General features: G+C 65.4%; 23 protein-coding genes. 8 read left to right on the top strand and 15 right to left on the bottom strand.

The annotated features are described in order from the left end of the window. Window positions 1-26: 26 nt before the first annotated feature. The 4 genes from ARADN35_RS0123075 to ARADN35_RS0123090 all read left to right on the top strand — a co-directional run bounded on the left by ARADN35_RS0123075 (window position 27) and on the right by ARADN35_RS0123090 (window position 4,320). On the top strand, window positions 27-932 hold the full coding sequence (locus ARADN35_RS0123075; RefSeq protein ID WP_010466417.1) for an alpha/beta fold hydrolase: 906 nt from the start codon (window positions 27-29) through the stop codon (window positions 930-932). Between the two features lie 217 nt (window positions 933-1,149). After that, entirely contained in the window at window positions 1,150-3,036 is a 1,887-nt protein-coding gene (locus ARADN35_RS0123080) for a cyclic nucleotide-binding and patatin-like phospholipase domain-containing protein (protein ID WP_010466418.1), read from the top strand. An 85-nt stretch (window positions 3,037-3,121) separates the two neighbouring features. Beyond that, window positions 3,122-3,610, top strand: coding sequence for a nuclear transport factor 2 family protein (locus ARADN35_RS0123085; RefSeq protein ID WP_010466419.1), 489 nt, complete (start codon window positions 3,122-3,124; stop codon window positions 3,608-3,610). A gap of 89 nt (window positions 3,611-3,699) precedes the next feature. After that, window positions 3,700-4,320, top strand: a complete 621-nt coding sequence (locus ARADN35_RS0123090; RefSeq protein ID WP_010466420.1) for an HAD-IA family hydrolase — start codon at window positions 3,700-3,702, stop codon at window positions 4,318-4,320. A gap of 195 nt (window positions 4,321-4,515) precedes the next feature. Here ARADN35_RS0123090 and ARADN35_RS28825 read toward each other — a convergent pair whose 3' ends face one another. The 3 genes from ARADN35_RS28825 to ARADN35_RS0123100 form a co-directional block, all read right to left on the bottom strand. Further along, window positions 4,516-4,587: an SEC-C metal-binding domain-containing protein gene (locus ARADN35_RS28825; RefSeq protein WP_373404759.1), complete on the bottom strand. Its 72-nt coding sequence runs from the start codon at window positions 4,585-4,587 to the stop codon at window positions 4,516-4,518. A gap of 120 nt (window positions 4,588-4,707) precedes the next feature. Then, window positions 4,708-6,258 (bottom strand): SulP family inorganic anion transporter, encoded by a 1,551-nt coding sequence (locus ARADN35_RS0123095; protein ID WP_010466421.1) that lies wholly within the window; start codon window positions 6,256-6,258, stop codon window positions 4,708-4,710. 132 nt (window positions 6,259-6,390) lie between these two features. Continuing rightward, a complete protein-coding gene (locus tag ARADN35_RS0123100; protein ID WP_010466422.1) occupies window positions 6,391-7,248 on the bottom strand; it encodes a YecA/YgfB family protein in 858 nt (285 codons plus the stop codon). Window positions 7,249-7,461: 213 nt separating this feature from the next. Between ARADN35_RS0123100 and ARADN35_RS0123105 the strand changes: the two genes are divergently transcribed. Both ARADN35_RS0123105 and ARADN35_RS0123110 read left to right on the top strand, forming a co-directional pair. After that, window positions 7,462-9,204, top strand: coding sequence for an FMN-binding glutamate synthase family protein (locus tag ARADN35_RS0123105; protein ID WP_010466423.1), 1,743 nt, complete (start codon window positions 7,462-7,464; stop codon window positions 9,202-9,204). Continuing rightward, window positions 9,201-10,013 carry a hypothetical protein gene (locus tag ARADN35_RS0123110; protein WP_010466424.1) on the top strand — a complete coding sequence of 271 codons (813 nt, stop codon included), beginning with the start codon at window positions 9,201-9,203 and terminating at the stop codon, window positions 10,011-10,013. Before ARADN35_RS0123105 ends, ARADN35_RS0123110 begins: the two co-directional genes overlap by 4 nt. 106 nt (window positions 10,014-10,119) lie before the next feature. Here ARADN35_RS0123110 and ARADN35_RS28120 read toward each other — a convergent pair whose 3' ends face one another. The 10 genes from ARADN35_RS28120 to argS form a co-directional block, all read right to left on the bottom strand. After that, window positions 10,120-10,614 (bottom strand): type II toxin-antitoxin system VapC family toxin, encoded by a 495-nt coding sequence (locus ARADN35_RS28120; RefSeq protein ID WP_139019236.1) that lies wholly within the window; start codon window positions 10,612-10,614, stop codon window positions 10,120-10,122. Window positions 10,615-10,630: 16 nt separating this feature from the next. After that, window positions 10,631-11,116, bottom strand: a complete 486-nt coding sequence (locus ARADN35_RS0123115; protein ID WP_010466425.1) for a putative toxin-antitoxin system toxin component, PIN family — start codon at window positions 11,114-11,116, stop codon at window positions 10,631-10,633. Further along, window positions 11,106-12,398 (bottom strand): THUMP domain-containing class I SAM-dependent RNA methyltransferase, encoded by a 1,293-nt coding sequence (locus ARADN35_RS0123120; RefSeq protein WP_029414331.1) that lies wholly within the window; start codon window positions 12,396-12,398, stop codon window positions 11,106-11,108. Before ARADN35_RS0123120 ends, ARADN35_RS0123115 begins: the two co-directional genes overlap by 11 nt. Then, a complete protein-coding gene (locus ARADN35_RS0123125; protein WP_010466427.1) occupies window positions 12,395-12,877 on the bottom strand; it encodes an acyl-CoA thioesterase in 483 nt (160 codons plus the stop codon). The genes ARADN35_RS0123120 and ARADN35_RS0123125 overlap by 4 nt, the downstream gene beginning before the upstream one ends. 84 nt (window positions 12,878-12,961) lie before the next feature. Continuing rightward, a complete protein-coding gene (locus tag ARADN35_RS0123130) occupies window positions 12,962-14,551 on the bottom strand; it encodes an RNA polymerase factor sigma-54 (protein ID WP_029414332.1) in 1,590 nt (529 codons plus the stop codon). Window positions 14,552-14,639: 88 nt separating this feature from the next. Then, on the bottom strand, window positions 14,640-15,383 hold the full coding sequence (gene lptB / locus ARADN35_RS0123135; protein ID WP_010466429.1) for an LPS export ABC transporter ATP-binding protein: 744 nt from the start codon (window positions 15,381-15,383) through the stop codon (window positions 14,640-14,642). Between the two features lie 65 nt (window positions 15,384-15,448). Continuing rightward, the gene (lptA, locus tag ARADN35_RS0123140) at window positions 15,449-16,102 is read right to left on the bottom strand and encodes a lipopolysaccharide transport periplasmic protein LptA (protein WP_010466430.1); all 654 of its coding nucleotides are present in this window, start codon (window positions 16,100-16,102) and stop codon (window positions 15,449-15,451) included. A gap of 108 nt (window positions 16,103-16,210) precedes the next feature. Further along, complete coding sequence (locus ARADN35_RS0123145) at window positions 16,211-16,867, bottom strand: thiol:disulfide interchange protein DsbA/DsbL (protein WP_010466431.1); 657 nt, start codon at window positions 16,865-16,867, stop codon at window positions 16,211-16,213. Between the two features lie 66 nt (window positions 16,868-16,933). After that, a complete protein-coding gene (locus ARADN35_RS0123150) occupies window positions 16,934-17,581 on the bottom strand; it encodes an SPOR domain-containing protein (protein WP_010466432.1) in 648 nt (215 codons plus the stop codon). Window positions 17,582-17,590: 9 nt separating this feature from the next. Continuing rightward, a complete protein-coding gene (argS, locus tag ARADN35_RS0123155) occupies window positions 17,591-19,369 on the bottom strand; it encodes an arginine--tRNA ligase (protein WP_029414334.1) in 1,779 nt (592 codons plus the stop codon). Window positions 19,370-19,448: 79 nt separating this feature from the next. On the opposite strand from argS, the gene ARADN35_RS0123160 reads away from it, so the two are divergent. Together ARADN35_RS0123160 and ARADN35_RS0123165 are read left to right on the top strand one after the other, a co-directional pair. Then, entirely contained in the window at window positions 19,449-19,970 is a 522-nt protein-coding gene (locus tag ARADN35_RS0123160; RefSeq protein ID WP_010466434.1) for a hypothetical protein, read from the top strand. 146 nt (window positions 19,971-20,116) lie between these two features. Further along, window positions 20,117-20,422 carry a PsiF family protein gene (locus ARADN35_RS0123165; RefSeq protein WP_010466435.1) on the top strand — a complete coding sequence of 102 codons (306 nt, stop codon included), beginning with the start codon at window positions 20,117-20,119 and terminating at the stop codon, window positions 20,420-20,422. 78 nt (window positions 20,423-20,500) lie between these two features. On the opposite strand, the gene ARADN35_RS0123170 is transcribed toward ARADN35_RS0123165, so the two are convergent. Next, window positions 20,501-20,947 (bottom strand): DUF2214 family protein, encoded by a 447-nt coding sequence (locus tag ARADN35_RS0123170; RefSeq protein WP_010466436.1) that lies wholly within the window; start codon window positions 20,945-20,947, stop codon window positions 20,501-20,503. A 220-nt stretch (window positions 20,948-21,167) separates the two neighbouring features. Beyond that, complete coding sequence (locus ARADN35_RS0123175; protein WP_010466437.1) at window positions 21,168-22,535, bottom strand: dicarboxylate/amino acid:cation symporter; 1,368 nt, start codon at window positions 22,533-22,535, stop codon at window positions 21,168-21,170. Window positions 22,536-22,650: the final 115 nt, after the last annotated feature.

Here is a 22,650-nt window from a genome sequence, read left to right on the forward strand (position 1 = left end):
ACCTGTTCGTACCAACAACCTCCCTCATGACAACGACACCCCCCTGGTTTGACGGCTTCACCACCCACCGCATCACCACCTCAGGTGCGGAAATTTTTGTACGCACTGGCGGCACCGTGGGCGCTCCGCCCCTGCTCTTGCTGCACGGCTTTCCGCAAACCCATGCGCTGTGGCACCGCGTGGCGCAGCAGCTGGCGCGCGACTACTTCCTGGTCATGCCCGATTTGCGTGGCTATGGCGACTCGTCGCACGCCCCCGGCCTGCCCGACCACAGCAACTACAGCAAACGCGCCATGGCGCAGGACATGGCCGAGGTGATGACCGCGCTGGGCCACAACAGTTTCTACCTGTGTGGCCACGACCGGGGCGGCCGCGTGGCGCACCGCCTGGCGCTGGACCACGCGGCGCGTGTGCGCAAGCTGTGCCTCATCGACATTGCCCCCACGCTGGATATGTACGCCCGCACCGACATGGACTTTGCGCGCGCCTACTACCACTGGTTCCACCTGATCCAGCCCGCGCCGCTGCCTGAGACCATGATCGGCGGCAACGCCCGCGCCTACCTGCACGCCAAGTTGGGCGGCTGGGGCAGCGCAGGCCTGGCCCACATCGAGCCCCAGGCTCTGGCCGACTACGAGCGCTGCTTTTGTACGCCCGAGGCCATCCACACCGCGTGCGAGGACTACCGCGCCAGCGCGGACATCGACCTCGCGCACGACCGCGCAGGCCGCGCCCAGGGCGAGAAGATCGCGTGCGACACGCTGGTGGTCTGGGGAGAGCACGGCGTGGTCCACCGGTTCTTCGATCCGCTGGCACTGTGGCAAGCGCAATGTGCGGGCGTGGTGACTGGCCAGGCCGTGCCCGCAGGACATTTCATCCCTGAGCAATTGCCCGAGGCCACGGCCAACGCGCTGAGCGCCTTCATGCGCTGACGACCGGTTCCACACCGGCCCTGCAGGGCAATCGCAAGGGCCGGCCGTGCATTTGTTCACGCGGGCCACAACCAGCGCCCCTGAGAGGCAGGCACAGGTGCCCCTGCGTTCCTAGAATCCGCCGCTTCGCACGCTGCGAAACCCATCGCGAACACAGCTTGTTCGCGAGCCCCCGCGTTCTGCAGCGCCCTCACCGTGCCTTGCCGATTGCGTGACCATGCCCCCATTTACCGCGACCCAGAATCAACTGCTCACCGAGCACCTGCGCAGCTTTCTGCCAGGCATCGAACCCGAGGCACTGGAATTGCTGCGCGCCCAGCTGGAGTGGGTGGAGATGCCCGGTGGCAGCACGCTGATGGCCCAGGGCGAGCCCGGCGAGTCGATGTACCTCACGGTGAGCGGCCGACTGCGTGCCTATGTGCGCAGCGATGACGGCAGCAGCGGGCCACAGCGCCGTGTGGCCGACATGGGCCGGGGCCAGGTGATTGGCGAGATCAGCCTGTTCACCGATGCGCCCCGCGCGGCCACCGTGGTCGCCGTGCGCGACTCGGTGCTGGTGCGCCTGACCAAGGACGTGTTCAAGACCCTGCTGGCCAGCAGCGCCCAGGTGTCGATTGCGCTCACGCGCCAGATCATTCAGCGCCTGCAGTCGGGCACCGCAGCCAGCACGGCCGCACAAGAGCGCCCCGTGGCCATGGGCCTGCTGCCCATCAGCGCGGGCGTGGACCTGCAGGGCTTTGGCCAAAGCCTGGCGCGCCAGCTCGGCACCATCGGCCGGGTGCGGGTGGTGGACTCCGCCACCGTGGACGCCGAGCTGCATGCCCCCGGCATTGCGCAGCGCGAAGGCGCCGACGCCACGGCCAACCGCCGCATTGCCATGCTGCTCGACGAGATCGAGGCCCGCAACGATTTCGTGCTGCTGCTGGCCGACCCCGAGCCCACCCCCTGGACACGCCGCGTGAGCCGCCACTGCGACGAGTTGCTGCTGCTGGCCGACGCGCAGGCCGAGCCCGCCATCCACCCGATCGAAGAAAACTGCCTGCTGCGCCGCGCGCCCCTGGCCGAGGCCGCCGAGATCCTGGTGCTGCTGCACCCCGAAGGCACCCAGTGCCCACGCGGCACCCAGCAATGGCTGGACCGCCGCCCCGTGGCCGACCATGTGCATGTGCGCCCCGCCCTCGACCGCGACATGGCGCGCCTGGCCCGCATCCAGAGCCGCACCGCCGTGGGCCTGGTGCTGGCTGGCGGCGGCGCACGCGGTTTTGCACACCTGGGCATCTACCGCGCATTGCAGGAAGAAGGCGTGGAGATCGACTGCGTGGGCGGCACCAGCATTGGATCGGTGATGGCCGCGTATGTGGCGTCCGACCAGCCGCTGGCGACGGTGATGGCCAACGCCCGCGAGGCATTTCGCACCAACCCCACGGGCGACTTCAACCTGCTGCCGTTGATGTCGCTCATCAAGGGGCGGCGCCTGCGCCACATCCTGCACGAGGCCGTGGGCCGGCTGGTGGGCTTCCCGGCACAGGTGGAAGACCTGTGGAAGAACTACTACTGCGTGGCCACCAACTACTCGCGCGCCAGCGAACAGGTGGTGCGCCGTGGCAGCCTGGTGAAGTCGCTGCTGGCCAGCATCTCCATCCCCGGCGCACTGCCGCCCGTGGTGCACGAGGGCGACCTGCTGTGCGACGGCGGCACGTTCAACAACTTTCCGGTGGACGTGATGCGCAGCATGCGCGGCGTCGGCACGGTGATCGGCGTGGACCTGAACTTCCGCAAACCGCGCCGGATCGAGCTGGACGACATGCCCACCAGCTGGGCCCTGCTGCGCGACAAGCTGCGCCCGCGCGCCCAGCGCCGCTACAAGCTGCCCTCGCTGGCCAGCTACCTCATGCAGGTCACCATCCTGTACAGCATGTCGCGCCAGCGCCAGTCGCAACAGCTCACCGACCTGTACTTCAACCCGCCCATGGACCGCGTCGGCATGCTGCAGTGGAACCGCTTCGAGCAGATCGTGCAGCAGGGGTATGCACATGGCATTCAGGTGCTGGACGGGCTAGATGCTACAAGGCGCCGGCGCATCGGCGGGCTGCGCACCCGCTGAGAACGCACCGCACGGGACGGTCGCCCAAGCGGCATGCAACGGGCAGGCACCGGTGTAGCATGGGCGCCCTTGAGGAGGAGACCCCATGCACCCCAACGCCCAGACCCTGCAGCGCTTTTACACCGCGTTTGCGCAGCTTGACCATGCCACCATGGCCGCCTGCTACGCGCCCGACGCCACCTTTGACGACGAGGCTTTTTCCCTGAAGGGCCGCGAGCAGGTGGGCGGCATGTGGCGCATGCTGTGCACCGCCACCCAAAAGCCCGGCGCCGCCGAGCACTGGAAGCTCACGTTCAGCGGCATTGAAGCCGACGCCAAGGGCGGCAAGGCGCACTGGGAGGCGCACTACCTCTTCAGCGCCACGGGGCGCAAGGTGCACAACATCATCGACGGCACCTTCACCTTCACGCCCGACGGGCTGATCGCCACACACCGCGACCGCTTCAACTTCTGGAGCTGGTCGCGCCAGGCGCTGGGCCTGCCGGGCGTGCTGCTGGGCTGGTCGCCATCGCTCCGGCGCAAGGTGCGCAGTACTGCGGCGGGGAATTTGAAGAAATTTTTGGCGCAGGGGTGATGGGGTGGTTTTGCGGTGACGCAGATCGCTCAGCGCATTGGGAACTGCGGCTCTCGGCCAAGAGCGGACATTCGCCAGAGGAACAAAGCATGCGAATCGAGTGCGTATTCTTCGACTATGACGGCGTGCTGACCACAGACCGCACAGGGTCGATCACCACCTGCGGATTTATCAGCCGACAGACCGGAATTGCTTTGGAGCGTGTCTCGGCGGCACTGGCGAAGCACAACAAGGATCTGACGCTGGGCCTCACGTCATATACCGACGTATGGCCGCAAGTCTGCGAAGACCTCAACGTGGATCTGCCATTGCGTTTGCTGGAAGAAGCGTTTGACAGTACGCCAGTCAACGTTTCAATGTTTGATTTGGCGGCGCAATTGCGGCGCGAGTGCCGCGTAGGAATCATCACAGACAACAAGGCAGATCGAATGCGTCGTCTAACCTTTGTTCAAGGGCTCGATGCGCATTTTGATCCCATCATAGTTTCGGCAGACGTCGGTAAGTCGAAGTCAACTCCCGCATTGTTCGAGCATGCCCTTGCCCGGGTAGGCCTTGTCGCCGCGCATGCGGTCTTCATCGACAACGATCCACGCAATGTGGAAGTGGCAGCTTTGACTGGCATAAATGCCATCCATTTCGACGACGCTGTCAACGACGTAAGCGGTCTGGCGGAAAGACTGTACCGGGACTTCGGTCTACTTCAAGGGTGACGGCACCCGCCGCCGAAATCCTTGATATCCGCTTTGGGCCCAAAGCGCCCTATCACCGTGCTCGATCAGCGACAGGCAGCCACCCACCTTGAACCCCGCCCTCGCATCTGCAATGGGGAGCGGTGGAAAATCAAGCCAAATTGGCCTCTAGCGCTTATCCAATAAGCGCCAGCAGCTATCAAATCAGCAGTTCCCCTACCCCAAACCCGTAGCACCCTTGTACTTCTTGCCACTGCCGCAATGGCACGGAGCATTGCGGCTGGACATGTGGCGATGCTGTGCACGGCGACAAAAAGGCCGGCAGCCAAGCGCTGGGCGTGCCGGGCGTGCTGCGGGGCTGGTCGCCCCCGCTAAAGCGCCAGCTAGGCAGTACGGCAACCTAACCGCTCAACCGCCCGCCCCACCTTTCGCACTGGCCGGAGCGACATCGCTTCCCATCCGATCAATCAGCACCGCGCTGGCTTCGTTAAGCCCCAGCACCTGCACCGTGCAGCCATGGTGGCGCAGGCGCTGCACCACCTTGTCGAGCGCGGCCACGGCGGTGATGTCCCAGAAGTGGGCGTGCGTCACATCGATGACCACCGCGCGGCCCTCGGCGCCCAGCACGTCAAACGCTTCGATGAACGCGTCGGCCGAGGCAAAAAACACCTGGCCGGACACGCGCCAGGTGCGCTGGCCCAAGGCCGTGGCACCAGCGCCATCTGCGTGATCGGCGCCATCCGCATCGTCGTGCACGCGCACCTCCAGCATGCGCGAGACCTTGAACGCAAAGAACACCCCGCTGAGCACCACGCCCACGGCCACGCCAGCCGCCAGGTTGTGCGTGGCGATGGTGACGGCCACGGTGGCCAGCATGGCGGCGCTGGACAGGCGGGGGTGGCGCACCAGGGCGCCCAGCGATTTCCAGTCGAACGTCTCGGCCGACACCATGACCATGATGGCCACCAGCGCGATCACCGGCACCCGCGACACCCAGTCTTTTAGCGCCACCATGAGGATCAGCAAAAACACCCCGGCAAACAACGTGGACAGGCGCCCGCGCCCGCCGTACTTCACATTGCCTACGGCCTGGCCGATCATTCCGCAGCCCGCAATGCCGCCGAACAGGCTGGCCGCGATGTTGGCCACGCCCAGCCCCGCACATTCGCGGTTCTTGTCGCTGGGCGTGTCGGTCAGCTCATCGACCACGGCGGCGGTGAGCACCGATTCGAGCAGGCCCACCATGGCAATCGCCAGCGCGGGCATCAGGATGATGCGCAAGGTGTCGAGCGACGCGGGCACCTGCGGCAGCGCAAACACGGGCAACGCATCGGGCAGCTTGCCCAGATCGCCCACCGTGGGCAGGTGCAGCCCCAGCGCCGATGCCAGCACCGTGAGCACCACCACGCAGATCAGCGGTGACGGAATGGCGGTGAGCGCAGGCCATGCCAGCCGCTGGCCCAGCCACGGCAGGCCGTAGATGAGCGCCAGCCCCAACGCCAGCGCCCCCCAGGTGGCCGTGCTGGCGCCGTGCAGGTGCGGCAGTTGCGCGGCAAAGATCAGGATGGCCAGCGCATTGACGAAGCCCGTGCGCACGGAGCTGGACACGAAGCGCATCAACACACCGAGCTTCATCAGCCCAAATGCCACCTGCACGGCCCCGGCCAGAAGACCCGCCGCCAGCAGGTAGCCCAGCCCGTGCGATTGCACCAGCGGCGCAGCCACCAGCGCCACCGAGCCCGCCGCCGCAGACACCATCGCAGGCCGCCCGCCGGTGAAGGCGATGACCAGGCTGATGACGAACGAGGCGAAGAGCCCCACGGACGGATCGACACCCGCGACGAAGGAGAAGGCGATGACTTCGGGGATGAGCGCAAACGTGGCCACGGCCCCGGCCAGCAGTTCGCGTGGAATGCTGGGCGCCCATTCGGCGCGCAGGCGGGTCAGAAAGGAGGACATACGACAAACAAGGTGGTGCGGTGCAAAACAAAACGCGCCCGAAGGCGCGTGAAGAAAAATCAAGCCAAATTGGGCTCTAGCGTTTACCCCAAAAGCGCTAGCAGCTACCAAATTAGTAGCAAACCAACGGCATCAAGCCCCGTGGCACTTCTTGTACTTCTTGCCGCTGCCGCAGTGGCAAGGGTCATTGCGCCCCGGCTCGGGCGCCTTGCGCACGGTCTCCACGCGCGGGCCCATGCTCTTCCACAGCTGGCGCAGGTCGTACACGGCCCAGATGGCCTCGCCGAAAGCTTCGACACGCGCCTGGCTGGTGCTGGGTGGGCCGTCTTCGTCGTACATACAGACTTCGGGCTTGCCGGTGTCGTCTTCGGTCAGGGCGACGATGCTGTCCAGCGCGTCGTCCAGCCACTTGGCGGCTTCCTTGTCGCGCGGGGCGGCCCAGTCTTCGGGCCAGTTCTCCACGGCAAACATGAAGCCCAGCGCCCACACCTGGCCGAAGGACGGGATCTCCTGGTCGTCGCCCATTTCGGCGCGCTGCTCGTCGGTCAGGCTGGCCACGGCGCCGCGCATGTCCATGGCTTCGGGCTGGAAGGTGCGGTCGTCGTCCAGCGTCTTCACGTCGGTGTCGAGCTGGGCCACGATCTCGGCCCAGCGGCGGTTCCACAGCTCTAAAAAGCGCGCCTGCTGGGCGGCGTCGGCAAACGCGGGCAACTGCGGCAGCGGGTCGCCTTCGGCAACATCCAGCTCGGCGCCGTCGCCCAGCAGCATGGGCAGGTATTCGGCCGGGCCGATGGGGCGGCGGCTGCAGATCAGCGCGGTCATGAAGCCGTCGCAGAACTCCCACTGCGGGATTTCCTCGCCGCGCGAGCGCAGATCGTCAAGGATGTTGTCGATCTCTTCCAGCTCCTCAGGGCCCAGCGCGGCGGCAGGGGCGCCCGTGGGGTCATCAAGATCGTCGGTGGCGGGGGTGGGGGATGTGGGTTCGGTCATGGGGAGCTCCGGTCGTCAAGCGAGAAAGCGGGGGCGGTAAAACATTGTTTTACTTTTATGATGCGCAGGCCTTGTGCCGTGGCGCTGGCGCAGCGCCAGCACGGCGGCCCGGGGTGGTGCCGGGCCTCAAAAAAGCCGCGCGCAACACGGCAACCCGATAAAAAGGCGGTCAGTGTAGCCCCCTCTCGCACCGCCACCAGAACCAGGACCCCCATGCTCCACCAACTGAACTCCCTGTACCCGGTGCGCTACACGGCCTTTGCGCTGTGCGTTTTCGGGCTGCTGCTGTCGCTGTTTGCGCTGGTGGCCTTTGGCGTGGGGCTGCCGGTGGTGCTGGTGTTCGCCGCCCTGGTGGCCCTGGGCGTGTACGACCTGCAGCAGTCGCGCCACGCCATTCTGCGCAACTACCCAGTCATCGGCCACATCCGCTTCATGCTCGAATATGTGCGGCCCGAGGTGCGCCAATATTTCATCGAAAGCGACAGCGAGGCCGCGCCGTTCTCGCGCGCGCAGCGCTCGCTGGTGTACCAGCGCGCCAAGGGCGACCCGGACAACCGCCCGTTTGGCACCCACCTGGACGTGGGCGCGCAGGGCTACGAATGGGTCAACCACTCGCTCGCGCCCACACAGCTGCCATCGCACGACTTCCGCGTGTGGATCGGCGGCAACCCCGATGCACCGTCGCAGTCCGTGGCGCCCTGCACCCAGCCCTACCACGCCAGCGTGTTCAACATCTCGGCCATGAGCTTTGGCGCGCTGTCGGCCAACGCCATCCTGGCGCTGAACCAGGGTGCAAAAAAAGGCGGCTTTGCGCACGACACCGGCGAGGGCAGCATCAGCCAGCACCACCGGGTGCATGGCGGCGACCTGATCTGGGAAATCGGCTCGGGCTACTTTGGCTGCCGCAACCCCGACGGCACGTTCAGCGAAGAGCGTTTTGCCGCCAGCGCCACCGAGCCCCAGGTCAAGATGATCGAGTTGAAGCTCAGCCAGGGCGCCAAGCCCGGCCACGGTGGCGTGCTGCCGGGCGCCAAGGTGACCGCCGAGATCGCGGCCGCGCGTGGCGTGAAGGAAGGCGAGGCCTGCATCTCGCCCGCCAGCCACAGCGCCTTCAGCAACCCGGTGGAGATGATGCAGTTCATCGCGCGGCTGCGCACGCTGTCGGGCGGCAAGCCCACGGGCTTCAAGTTCTGCCTGGGCCACCCGTGGGAGTGGTTTGCCATCGTCAAGGCCATGCTGGTCACCGGCATCACGCCCGACTTCATCGTGGTCGATGGCGCCGAAGGCGGCACGGGCGCGGCGCCCGTCGAATTCACCGACCATGTGGGGGCCCCGCTGCAAGAGGGCCTGCTGCTGGTGCACAACACGCTGGTGGGGGTGAACCTGCGCGACCGCGTGCGCATTGGCTGCGCGGGCAAGGTCATCAGCGCCTTCGACATCGCGCGCATGATGGCCCTGGGGGCCGACTGGTGCAACGCGGGGCGCGGCTTCATGATGGCGCTGGGCTGCATCCAGGCACAAAGCTGCCACACCGGCCACTGCCCCACGGGCGTGACCACCCAAGACCCGCTGCGCCAGCAGGCCCTGGTGGTGCCCGACAAGGCCACGCGCGTGGCGCAGTTCCACCGCAGCACATTGCATGCGTTGCAGGAGCTGGTGCAGGCCGCCGGCCTGCGCCACCCCAAGGACATCACCGCCCACCACATCGTGCGCCGCATCAGCGACACCGAGGTGCGCCTCTTGTCCAACCTCATCACGCGCATGCAACCGGGCGCGCTGCTGGGCCCGCTGGACGCGCAGCACAACGTGTTCCGCCTGTACTGGCCCCTGGCCAGCGCCCACAGTTTTCAGGCCAGCGAACCCGCGATGGAACCGTCCATTCCCCACCATGTGGAGCTGGTGCACGCAGCGGCGGCCGGCACCGCTGCCGTGGTGGCAGGGGATGCCGCCGTATGACGATGGACACCACACCACACACCATCGACTACGGCGCCCTTCTGCAGCAGCAGCTGGCCACGCAGCCCCACAACGTGATGGCCCATGTGCTGGGCGATGAACAGATCTGGATCAAGCGCGCGGGAGCCCCCCACGGCATGGGCCGCTACCGCGCCATGGCCGTGCTGGCCGCCCTGCTGCGGCTCCCGGTGCTGCGCCCCGTGCCCAACCCCGGCGGCCCCGCCGCCATTGCCACGGAGGTGCAACGCCTGCGCGACCTGGCCGCACGCGGCATCCGCGTGCCCGTGGTGCTGGCCGCGTTGCCCCAGGGTTTTGCCATGCGCCACCTGGGCCACACGGGCGAAGAGATCCATTCGCTGGGCAACGAGATCGACCATGCCGTGCAGGCGGGTGACACGGCCACCGTGCTGGCGCTGTGGCAACAAGGGCTGGACACCTTGGCCCAGGTACACCATCAGGGCACGTGCCTGAGCCAGGCCTTTGCGCGCAATCTGGTGCGCTGCCCCGATGGCGAAGTGGCCTGCATCGACTTTGAAGACGACCCTGCGGCCGTGCTTCCACTGGCCGTGTGCCATGTGCGCGATGCGCTGTGTTACGCGCACTCCACCGCGATTTATCTGCACGCCAGTGGCACGCTGACCGAGGGGCGCGAGCGCTGGGCGGCGTGGGTGGCGCAGGAGAGCGCGGAGATGCGGGAGGTCTTGGAGATCAGCGTGCGCCGGATGGGATGGATGCGGCGACTGCCTGCGAACCGCAAGCTGGGGCGGGATTTGCAGCGGGTGCGGGCGGCGTATGACTTGCTGACCTGAGGCATCCAAAGCAGGTAGGTTCGGTTAGCCGCAGGCGCAGCCTCACAGTCAGCGTCCCGACAAGGAAACGTCGGGTTACGCTACGCTAACCGGACCTAAGACTGACCTATGGGGATGGCTCCCCGAGGATATACCAGGCCTTAGCTCCTTCAGCACGCGCCGCAGTAGCGAGCCCTTGGTCAGCGGTAATAAGCAAGGTCTGCGATTCATTTGCGAGCGCGGAGAAGTATCCGCTCTTGACGCTGACTATCTGAAATGCATCGGATAGATCAAGCGAATGCCTACAAGCAATTTGCTGGACGTCGTTGAAGATTTGGATATTTGTAAAGTCAATATCCTTTATGTACCGACTGCTTGAACGGAACCAAGCCGTCAGAGCGGAACAAGCACCTCGGTATTCGGCCTCAGACAGTTGACCGCGAAAAAGCCACTTGGTCTTCAGAATGTTCAGTGCTTCGTAAAAGCAAAATGGTGTCGTATACCGAGTAAGTGCTTGGTGAAAGAAGTACTCGCGAACAACGGCACTACCCGGTTCTTCGGAGTACACCTTTACCAATGCTGACGCATCAAAACAGTTCGCCCGAGGTGATGATTCCGTCATTGAAGGTTTCCGCTGTCTAAGATTCCGCAACCAGGCCAGCCTCCTCGATCACCACCTCCGTCGCCACATCCGCGCCCAAGCTCAACAACCGCTTGCGCATACAGATCACCGCCTTGTCCTTGCTCAGCAAAATGGCGCGGTGCGCCGCCGCCAGGTCAATGAACTTCTGGTCGTCCGCGTCCTTGCACACATAGGCCACCTTCGGCGCGATCTCCACCAGCTGCGCCTGCGCATCAAACGCTGCCAGCACCTGCGCGGCATCCACCCGGTAGTAGTTCATGCGCTCCACGATGTGTGGATAGGCCAGCACGCGCTCAAGTTCGTCGCGCATGACCTGCGTGGCAATCCATGACAGGCGCCCCTGGGCCAGCAGCGTGCGCAACGGCACGGTGCGCGGGTCGCTGAAGATCAGCAGGTCCAGCGCGACGTTGGTGTCCACCACCACGGGGCGCGCGGGCTCGCCCGCCGGGGCCTCGGCGGGCAGGCGCAGTTCAACCAGCATTGCCCGGGCCGTTTTCTGGCGCCGCCTTTGCAGCGCGGTCGCGCACAGCGCCCTTGATCATGTCGAAGCGGAACATGCGGCATTCGATGGGGCCGTTCCACATGGGCACGCGCCGCGACTCCTTCAGGCGCATCTTGCCGGGCAGTTTCAGGTCGGGCGTGAGCATCCAGGCGGTCCAACCGCTGTAGTTCTTCTTCCAGTGGGTTGCCAGCTGGCTGAAGAACTCGCCACCATCATCGGTGTGCGCAGCTTCGCGGCCCACGCTGGCGCCCAGGGCCCGCTCGGCCGCACGTTCGTTGGCGTTCTGGCCTGCGGCACCGGCTGCGGCAATGCGCTCGCCATAGGGCGGGTTCAGCAGCATCACGCCGGGCTGGTCGCACGGCGGCATGCGCTGCAGGGCGTCGCCACCGCGCAGTTGCACGGCGTCGGCCACGCCCGCACGTTCGGCATTGCGCTGGGCAAAATCGACCATGCGGTGGGCCACATCACTGCCAAATATGGGCACAGCGCTTGTCTGTATTGCACCTTCAGCTTCATTTTTAATAGCAGTCCAGACATGGGCCTGGAACGGCAGCAGTTTCTCGAACGCAAAGCGGCGCAACATGCCCGCCGGGATGCGGCAGGCGATCTGCGCGGCCTCGATGGCGATGGTGCCGCTGCCGCAGCAGGGGTCGTACAGCGGCTGGAGGTTGTCGCCGTGCGGGTCCCAGCCGCTGGCGGCGATCATGGCGGCGGCCAGGGTCTCCTTCAGCGGGGCCTCGCCCTTGTCCTCGCGCCAGCCGCGCTTGAACAGCGGCTCGCCAGAGGTGTCGATGTAGATGGTGGCTTCTTCCGTGGTCAGGTGCAGGTGGATGCGCACGTCGGGCCACTGCGTGTTCACATCGGGACGCACGCCGCTTTTGGCGCGAAAGCGGTCGGCCACGGCGTCCTTGACCTTGAGGCCCGCGAAGTTGAGGCTCTGCAGCGGGCTGTGCTGGGCGGTCACCTCGACCTTGAAGGTCTGGCGCGTGGTGAACCAGATTTCCCAGGCCACGTCGCTGGCGGCGGCATACAGGTCGTTTTCAGAACGGTAGGGGCGGTGCGCCAGCTGCACCAGCACGCGCTGGGCCAGGCGGCTGTGCAGGTTGAGCAGCAGCGCCTCGCGCCAGGACGCGCGCAACAGCACGCCGCCGCGGCCGACCAGCAGGTCTTGCCCCGTGAGGCCGGTGATGCCATGCACCTCGTCGGCCAGGAGGCCCTCCACACCGGCGGCGCAAGGGAGAAAAAGTTGGAGTTGATTCATGTCGATGGTGAGGATACGCGCTCGGAAAGTGCGTGTGAATCCGGCGTACCCGCACGGGCCAGCAGCAACTGGCGGATGGAGTCCGGGATCGGCGCCACCTTGCGGTCGGCCTTGCCGATGAAAACGATGCCGATCTTGCCGCGCGCCACCTCGCGGCCCGAGGTCTTCTCGGTCATGCAAAAGACCAGGTCAAACCCATAGCGGTTGAAATCGGCAGGCGCCATATCCACGCGCATGGTCTCACCATGGAAGCCCTCGGACTTGTACTGCGCCACGATGTCGCCGACCACGATGGACAAACCACCCACATCGGCCTCGGGGTAACCGAGTGACTGGAAAAAGCGCACCCGCGCTTCGGACACGAGGCTCAGCAACTGCGCGTTGTCCAGGTGCCCGCCCTGGTTGACGTGGCTGATGTAGATCTGCATTTCGGTGGTGAATCCGAAGTGCGGGGGAAGGTCGAAGACGATGCGGGCCATGGCGGGGCGGCGGGTAGTAAAAAGACAATTGAACGGAAACACACAACCGGGCGCACACCCCTGCGTGCCCCTCTGCGAGTCGACCTACAGCGCCTTGCGCAGATTCGCCGGCGCGATCTTGAGCGCTTCGCGGTACTTGGCCACGGTGCGGCGTGCGCATTCGATGCCCTGCTCCTTGAGCATCTCGGCGATCTGGCTGTCGGACAGGGGCTTGGCCGGGCTTTCTGCGGCCACAAACTGTTTGATGAGGGCGCGCACGGCGGTACTGGATGCGTTGCCGCCGGTCTCGGTGCCCAGGCCCGAGCCGAAGAAATATTTCAACTCGTAGGTACCAATCGGCGTGGCCATGTACTTGGCGGTGGTCACGCGGCTGATGGTGGATTCGTGCAGGCCCAGTTCGTCGGCAATGTCGCGCAGTACCAGCGGGCGCATGGCCAGCTCGCCGTGGGTGAAGAAGCTTTTTTGCCGCTCCACGATGGCACGCGAGACGCGCAGGATGGTGTCAAAGCGCTGCTGGATGTTCTTGATGAACCAGCGCGCCTCCTGCAGGCGCTGCTGCATGCCCTGGTGGCCCTCGCCGCCCTTGTGGCCGCGCAGGGCGCCGGCGTAGATGTCGTGCACGCGCAGGCGCGGCATCACGTCGGGGTTGAGCGCGACGATGAAGTTGTGCTGGCCGTCGCGGCCGTTGGCGCGTCCGGCTTTGCGCACGATGACGTCGGGCACGATGATGTTGCGCTCTACATCGGCAAAACGGCGGCCGGGGCGTGGCTCCAGGCGAGCGATCAGCGCCATGGCGGCGCGGGTGCGTTCCTCGCCATCACCGCACAACTGGGTGAGGCGACGGATGTCGCGGCGCGCCAGCATCTCCAGCGGCTGCTGGCACACGCGCAGTGCGGTCTGCACGGTGTCGGGGTCGATCTCACTGTCTTCGTCCGCAGCCAGGGCCTTGAGCTGCAACGTCAGGCATTCGGCCAGGCCGCGCGCGCCCACGCCGACGGGCTCCAGGCTCTGCAGCAGGCGCTGGGCGACGGTGAAGCGGTGCACCAGTTCCTCGATCTGCTCCAGGTCGTCGGGCCCGGCCAGGCCGATGGCCAGCTCTTCAAGCGGTTCTTCGAGGTAGCCGTCGTCGTTGAGCGATTCGATAAGGAAGCGCAGCGCGGCGCGGTCGATCTCGGACAAGCGCAGCGCCAGCGCCTGGCGGTGCAAAAAGGCGGTCAGCGATTCGTGCGAACGCGCCAGCTCGGTGGCGTCGGCCTCGTCGCCTTCGGAGTCGTTGCGGTTGCGGGCGGGTGCATCGCCACCCCACTCGGCATCGTTGGGCGCCATCTCTACCGTGCCGTCGCCGCTCCAGTCAGGCTCGTCAGCGCCAGCACTCGGCGTTTCAGCATCATTTTGGCCTTCAGCGCTTGTACTGCTTGCGCTGGTAGCTCCGGAAAAAATAGCATCGTCCGCACTGTAGTCGTCGGGCTGCGCGGGCGTGTCGGCCGCTTCCAGGCCAAACTCCTCGCGCGGAGCTTCGTCGGCATTGCGTTCGAGGAACGGGTTTTCGTCGAGCATCTGCTCGACTTCCTGCGAGAGTTCGAGCGTGGACAACTGCAGCAGCCGGATGGACTGCTGAAGCTGGGGGGTCAATGCGAGATGCTGCGAGACGCGCAGCGACAGTCCAGGTTTCATTGATTGAGCGTCGCCGGGCCGCCCCAAGGCGCGAAGGCCCCCTCGGGGGGCTGCGCAGTGCGCGTTGTGACAAGCGTGGGGGCCATGTCTACATGCGGAAATGTTCGCCCAGGTACACCCGGCGCACTTCGGCGTTGTCCACGATCTCGGACGGCGTGCCCTGGGCCAGCACGCGGCCGTCGCTGATGATGAAGGCGTGGTCGCAGATGCCCAGCGTTTCACGCACGTTGTGGTCGGTGATGAGCACGCCGATGCCGCGCGCCTTCAGGAAGCCGATGATGCGCTGGATCTCGATCACGGCGATGGGGTCGATGCCCGCAAAGGGCTCGTCCAGCAGGATGAAGCGCGGTTGCGTGGCCAGGGCCCGGGCGATCTCGACGCGGCGGCGCTCACCGCCCGACAGCGCCATGGCGGGCGAGGCACGCAGGTGGTCCACGCGCAATTCTTGTAGCAGGGCCGTCAGGCGCTCTTCGATGGCTTCGCGCGCGAGTGGCTGGCCATCCTCGCCACGCTGCAATTCCAGCACGGCGCGCACGTTCTCTTCGACCGTGAGTTTGCGAAAGATCGAGGCTTCCTGAGGCAGGTACGACAGGCCCAGGCGCGAACGCCGGTGGATGGGCATGTGGGCCACCGAATGGCCGTCGATGCGGATATCGCCCTCGTCGCTGCGCACCAGCCCTACGATCATGTAGAACGAGGTGGTCTTGCCAGCGCCGTTGGGGCCCAGCAGCCCCACGACCTCGCCCTTTTGCACCACCAGCGACACATCCTTGACCACCTTGCGGCTGCCGTAGGACTTGGCCAGGTGCTGCACCTCCAGGCGGCTGCCCATCTGGGAATCAGGCCCCAAGCGGCTGCCCGCCTGGGCGTCAGGTCCGGTACTCACGACAGGCCCACTCACTTGGCGCCGCCGCCAAGGCTGTTGCTGGGGCGCAGTGCCGGTGCCGAGGCAGGGGGGGCCGCCTCGGGAGCCGCCACTGCAGGCGGCGGGTCTTTGGGTGCCAGCACGGCGCGCACTCGGCTGCCGGGTGCGGGGGCATCGCCTGCGGCGTTGGTGGTGGTGCGCTTGCCGTCCACCGAGAAAACGTCGGTCAGATTGTTGTAGACGATCACGGCACCCGTGATTTCGTCGCTGAGCACAGCGCCTCGGTAGCGGCGCAGCTCGGCACGGGTGATGAAGCGCACGTTGTCGGCCTTGCCGTCGTACTCGATGACCTCGCTCTCGCCTTCGATGAACTCGTCGGGTGCGCCAGCCAGGGTGTCGCGTTTTTGCCGGAAGAAGGCGCGCTTGCCGGGTTCGGCAGTGACCACGCCGTACTGGTAGCCGTCGGCGTCTTGGCGCACATCCAGCCGCGCACCGCGCAGCACGATGGAGCCCTTGGTCATGACCACGCGGCCAGAGAAAACGCTGGTCTGCTTGAGTTCATCATGGCGCAAAGCGTCCGCCTCGATGTTCATGGGCTTGGCGCGGTCGGCCTTTTCGGCGTGGGCCACACCCAGGGTGCAGGCCAGAGCCGCGAGCAGGAGGATCGGAAGGAGGCGATGGTTCATAGGGCACGAATCTTGCAATCATTGTAGCCACCCTGTCGCACTCCTCCATGAAAAAAGCCCGCAGGTGCGGGCTTTAACCAAGAGGACGGGGCGGTCGGCAGAAAACCGTCAGCCTTTGCGGGCCACCGCCGCCAGATGTTCCACCACCTGCAGCACGTTTTGCATGTTGCCGGCCATGGTGCCATCGGTGTAGAACTTGCCAGCCACGCCCATCGACGGCACGCCCTCTACGCCGTAGGCATCCTGCAGTTGCGATGCACGGCGAACCTGGTTGGACACAGTGAACGAGCCGTAGATTTCCTTGAACTTGGCGGCATCCACACCCTGCTGGGCCACCCAGGCAAAAATTTCATCGTCCTTGGCCAGCTTCTGCTTTTCCACATGGATGGCACGGAACACCTTGGCATGAAGGGCTTCGAGCTTGCCCATGCCTTCCAGGGCGTAGTAGAGCTTTTGCTGCGGCACGAAGCTCGCGTTGAAAGCCACGGGCATGCGGCGGATGGAGAGGTCCTTGGGAGCGGCCTTCACCCAGGCGTCGAGCGTGGGCTCAAAGGCGTTGCAATGGGGACAGCTGTACCAGAAGAACTCGATCACATCGACCTTGCCCGCAGGCGCATCGGGCGCCACGGGCTTGTCCAGCCGCCGGAAGTCCTTGCCCTCCTTGAACTGGCGGGCCTGCGCCAGCGCGGGGGTGGCCACTGGCAGCGTCAGGGCGGAAGCAGCAACCGCCGAAGCGGCGGACAAAGAAAACTCACGGCGTTTCATGACAAAGACTCTCCTGTTACAGGTCTGGGGGATGTGAGCCATGCCCCCGCAAAAAGTTCAGAGCAGCTAGCGCTGCACGCGCACCAGCGCCGACTCCACCCCGGCGCCATCGAGCTTCTCCTTGAGCTGCTCGGCATCGTCGCGCTTGGTGAACGGGCCCACACGTACGCGAAAAACGGCCCGGCCATTCTGTTCGCGCTCGCTCACGCGGGCCTCCCAGCCCAGCATGGCCAGCTTGGCGCGCTGGGCGTCGGCGTCGACTTGGGTGCGGAATGCCCCGGCCTGCACAAAGTAGTCAAACGGGTCCAGATTGCCCTTGGCGGCCGCCTTGGCCACCGCCAGATCACCCAGTGGGTCCGCGCCCGGCTTGGTTTCGGCCTTGGCCTCGGGCTTGCTGGCAGCAGGTTTTGGTGCGGACGCCGCGGCACGGACATCTGGTGGCGGCGCTGCCGTGGCAGGGGCCGATGCGACTGTGGCCGCAGGCGGTGCGGGCGCGCGCGCCGGGTTCTTGCCATACAGCGGCGAGTTCGGGTCCCAGTTCTTGTTCTTCTGGGATTCGGCAGCGTCCATATCCACGCCCCGGCCATTGCCCTTGTTGAGGAAGGGCACCGGTACCTTGGCCACATACACGGCCACCGCCAATGCGGCGCCCAGGCCCACGATGACCCCCACGATGAAGCCGATGATGGTCCCGCCCGTCTGTTGTTTCTTCATAGTGACTGCTTACATTCTGGCTGGAGCCGACACGCCCAGCACGGCCAGGCCATTGTGCAATACCTGTGCGGTGGCCGCGACCAGCGCCAGGCGGGCCTTCTTCACGGCTTCGTCGTCGACCAGGATGCGCTCGGCATCGTAGTAGCTGTGGTAGCTGGCGGCCAGGTCGCGCAGGTAGAAGGTGACGTCGTGCGGCGCCTCCCCGTCGGCGGCGGCCGTGAGCATCTCGGGGTACTTGGCCAGTTGCAGCATCAGCGCCTGGGCGGGTGCGCTGTCAAGGCAAGACAAGTCCGCCGCATACAGTTCGGAAGTCACCTTACCCAACAGCTCCACACGCACCTGCTCCTCGGAGATGGCCAGCAAGCTTGCCTGGGCAGTGACGATTTCCTCAGTGAAGCCCCGTTCGCGCAACAGCACCGAGCAGATACGCGCGTGGGCGTACTGCACGTAGTACACCGGGTTGTCGTTGTTCTGCGCGACGGCCAGGTCCACGTCGAAGGTGTACTCGGTGTCGGGCTTGCGGCTCAAGAGGAAGAAGCGGACCGCGTCCTTGCTGGTCCATTCGATCAGATCGCGCAGCGTGACGTAGCTGCCCGCGCGCTTGCTGATCTTGACCTCTTCGCCGCCCTTGACCACGCGCACCATGGTGTGCAGCACGTAGTCGGGGTAGCCCTGCGGAATGCCCACGTCGGCCGCCTGCAGCCCGGCGCGCACGCGGGCGATGGTGCCGTGGTGGTCGGTGCCCTGGATGTTGACGACCTTGGTGAAGCCGCGCTCCCACTTGGCGATGTGATAGGCCACGTCGGGCACGAAGTAGGTGTACGTGCCGTCCTTCTTGCGCATGACCCGGTCCTTGTCGTCGCCGTAGTCCGTGCTTTTGAGCCACAGCGCGCCGTCCTGCTCGTAGGTCTTGCCGTTGGCGACGAGCTTGTTCACCGTGGCGTCCACGCGGCCGCTGGTGTACAGGCTCGACTCCAGGTAGTACTCGTCGAACTTCAGGTTGAAGGCCTGCAGGTCCTTGTCCTGCTCGTTGCGCAGGTAGGCCACGGCGAACTGGCGAATGGACTCGAGGTCCTCCACGTCGCCGCTGGCGGTGAACTCGCGGTCGTCGGCCTTGACGGTCTTCTTGGCAAGGAAGTCGTTGGCGATCTCCTGGATGTACTCGCCGTTGTAGAACGCCTTGGACGCCGGGTTCTCCGGGTCGGTGGGCCAGCATTCGTCACCGGGCTTGAAGCCCTTGGCGCGCAGCTGGGTGCTGGTGGTCAGCGTCTGGATCTGCACGCCCGCGTCGTTGTAATAGAACTCACGGTGCACGTTCCAGCCCTGGGTGCTGAACAGGTTGCAGATCGCGTCGCCCAGGGCCGCCTGGCGGCCGTGGCCCACGTGCAGGGGTCCGGTGGGATTGGCCGAGACGAACTCGACCAGCACGCGCTGGCCGTTGTCCTTTTGGTAGCCAAAGCGCTCGCCAGCGGACAGCACCTCGCGCACCACTTCCTGCTTGGCGGCGGGCTTGAGGCGGATGTTCAGAAAGCCCGGGCCCGCGATCTCGATGGCATCGACCCAGCGGGTGAAGGCCGGCGTGGCCTCCAGCGCCGCCTTGAGCTGCTCGCCCAGCGCGCGCGGGTTGAGCTTGAGCGGCTTGGCCAGCTGCATGGCGGCGGTGCAGGCAAAGTCGCCATGCGCGGCCACTTTGGGGGATTCGAACGCAGCACGCCCCGCAGAGCCGGGCGACAGTTTTTCCAGCTCGCCGGCCAGGGCCGCGAGCAATTCATTTTTTGCAGTGAGCATCGGCGGATTTTACGGGGGCCGCCAACCTGCCAGCCAAAGGCACAATAAGCGCCAGCCCCCATCCAACAGGACATTGCGCATGCAGCCCCATCCCATCCTGCTGTATCGACGCCGCTGGACCCTGTTTTTTCAGGTGCCTTTTGCGGTGTTGATGGCCATCCTTACGGCCTATGCCATCTTCATGGCGTTGGTGTTTGACGACCGGCTGTTCACCGTCTTGTTTTCGTTTGCCGCTTTCTGCACGTTCTGTCTTGCGTGGACGCTGGGCCGGGGCGCCCTGGAGGCGCACAAAAACAGGGAGCCTGCGGTGGTCATCGACGAAACGGGCATCACCGACTTGCGGGACGAGGACCCGCAACCCGTGCCCTGGGAGGCCATGGAGCGTGTGCGCCTTGATAGCGACGATCGCATCGTGGTCAGGCTGCATACCTCGGACAAAGTCTCTGCGTTGCGTGTCATCTCCCTGGCCCTGCAACGCTGGCAACAAGGCGGCGATGTGGTGGTTTCGCTGGCGGGACTGGCGCACAACCCGCACATCCTGCAGCGCACGCTGAGCACATTTCACAAGGCCGCCGCAGCCTCGGCGCAAACGCCCAGGTGAATGCGGAGACAAGTGCGCCAAGGAATGCGCCACGCAATCACACCACAAACGCATCGCCGCACGGCTTTTCCGCGTTGTCCCGCGCTGCGTTCTATGGTGCAATTCCGCCGGGACCCACCAATAACGCATTCACTCCAGGAGCTTCCATGAAACAGCTGATTTCCCTGACTGCACTCGGCTTGGCCCTGACCCTGGGCGCAGGCGCGCACGCCGCCGAAGACGCCAAGGCGCCGACCAAGCAACAATCCAAGATGGCCACCTGCAACGCCGACGAAAAGGCCAAGACGCTCAAGGGCGACGAGCGCAAGGCGTTCATGAAGGAATGCCTGTCTGCCAACAAGCAAGAGAAGCAGCAGACCAAGATGAAGACCTGCAACGCCGACGAAAAAGCCAAGACGCTCAAGGGCGACGAACGCAAGGCCTTCATGAGCGAGTGTTTGAAGAGCAAGTAAGCCCGGCACCCCGCCCACAAAAAAAGCCGCTGCCCGTTTCGGGTCAGCGGCTTTTTTGTGCGTGGCAGAGTGTACGAACTACCAGCCCCGCGCCCAGAACACCGCGATCACCGCCACCACGGGCAGCACATGCGACTGGATCATCACCAGGCGGCGCACCTTCTTCACCTCCAGCGCGTTGGGCAGGGCGCCCGTGGCCCGCAGGTTGCCGCGCCAGCGCCGAAACATGATCGACGGCCAGATCGACAGGATGGCCATGGCCACCACGATGGTGATCTTGATGTGAAACATGGGCTGGGACACATACCAGGACATGCCCTTGATGCCCCAGGCCAGGCGCGCCAGGCCACTGGCAATCATCAGCACGGCGGCCACGCCGTAGATCACGTCCAGCCGGGCCAGTCGCTCGACCACGGCAGCATTCATCCATTCCATGCGGCACAGCGCAGCCTGGCTCGAAAGAAAGACCACAAAGGTCAGGATGGCCACCAGGTGCAGGGCGGCGAGTACGGCTTCGAGGGTCATAGGGTTCCTTTGCAATACCCCCGTGCCTTGAGTGCGAGCGACCTTTCAAAAACCGGGGCGGCTGCCATTGTGCTTGAGGCGTGCGGGAGAAAGTCGCCTCGCTGTCGCACGCGGCCTGCCTGTGTTCATGCGAAGCCGCAGCTTCGGGGCAGTCGAAACGAAAAAGCGGTGCAAGCCCGAGAGCCTGCACCGCCTGGATGAAGCACTGAAGACCGCGCGATCAGGCCACCGTGCGGGCCATCGCACCTACCGGCACATCTGCGGCCACCACCGGCTCCGCCACCGAGGCTGGGGCTGGCAGGGGATGGCCGTTCAGTGCGGCGTCCAGGCGTTCATGGTCCAGCGCGTTTTCCCAGCGCGAGACGACCACGGTGGCCACCGCATTGCCAATGAAGTTGGTCAGCGAGCGGCATTCGCTCATGAAGCGGTCCACCCCCAGGATCAGCGCCATGCCGGCCACGGGCACTTCGGGCACCACCGCCAGCGTGGCGGCCAGGGTGATGAAGCCCGCGCCGGTCACGCCGGCCGCGCCCTTGGAGCTGAGCATCGCCACCAGGAGCAGTGCCACCTGGTGGCCCAGCGTCAGTTCGGTGTTGGTGGCCTGGGCGATGAACAGCGCGGCCAGCGTCATGTAGATGTTGGTGCCGTCCAGGTTGAACGAGTAGCCCGTAGGCACCACAAGGCCCACCACCGACTTGCTGCAACCGGCTTTTTCCATCTTCTCCATCAGCGAAGGCAAAGCCGACTCGGACGACGAGGTGCCCAGCACCAGCATCAGCTCGGCCTTCAGGTAGCGGCACAGCTTGAACACCGAGAAACCGCACAGCCGGGCCACAAAGCCCAGGATGACCACCACGAACAACAGCGAGGTGATGTAGAACGAGCCCACCAGCCACGCCAGGTTGACGAGCGAGCCCAGGCCGAACTTGCCAATGGTGAACGCCATGGCACCGAACGCACCGATGGGCGCGGCCTTCATCACGATGCCCACCACCTTGAACACAGGGGTCGTCAGGGCTTCCAGGAAGTTCTGCACCGGGCGGCCTGCCTCACCCACCATGGCCAGGCCGATGCCGAACAGCACCGCCACCAGCAGCACCTGCAGGATGTTGTCGCCCACGAACGGGCTGACCAGCGTCTTGGGGATGATGTCCATCGCAAAGCCGGTGAGCGACATCTCGTGCGACTTGGCCACGTAAGTCTTCACGGCCGTCTGGTCCAGGTCGGCCGGGTTGATGTTCATGCCCGCGCCGGGCTGCACCACGTTGGCCACCACCAGACCGACCACCAGGGCCAGCGTGGAGAAGAACAGGAAATACGCCATGGCCTTGCCAAACACGCGGCCCACGGTGGAGAGCTGCGACATGCCCGCGATGCCGGTCACGATAGTCAGGAAGATCACCGGGGCGATGATCATCTTGACCAGCTTGATGAACGCATCACCCAGCGGCTTGAGCGCCTCGCCATAGGCGGGCTCGAAATGGCCCAGCAACACCCCCAGAACGATGGCGACCACCACCTGGAAATACAGTTGCCGGTAAAAGGGCAGCCGCACGGGGTGGGCTGTGGGGGCGGAAATGGCGTGCATGGATGTCTCCTGAAATCACGAAAGACTGCACCACCGGGGTGCGTCGAGGTGGCCGTTTGTACCGCTGCACGCTGTTTGAGCCGATAACCTATTGGTATTAGTCGCTGGCACCGCC

The organism is Acidovorax radicis N35, assembly GCF_000204195.1.
GTDB classification, from domain to species: domain Bacteria; phylum Pseudomonadota; class Gammaproteobacteria; order Burkholderiales; family Burkholderiaceae_C; genus Acidovorax; species Acidovorax radicis.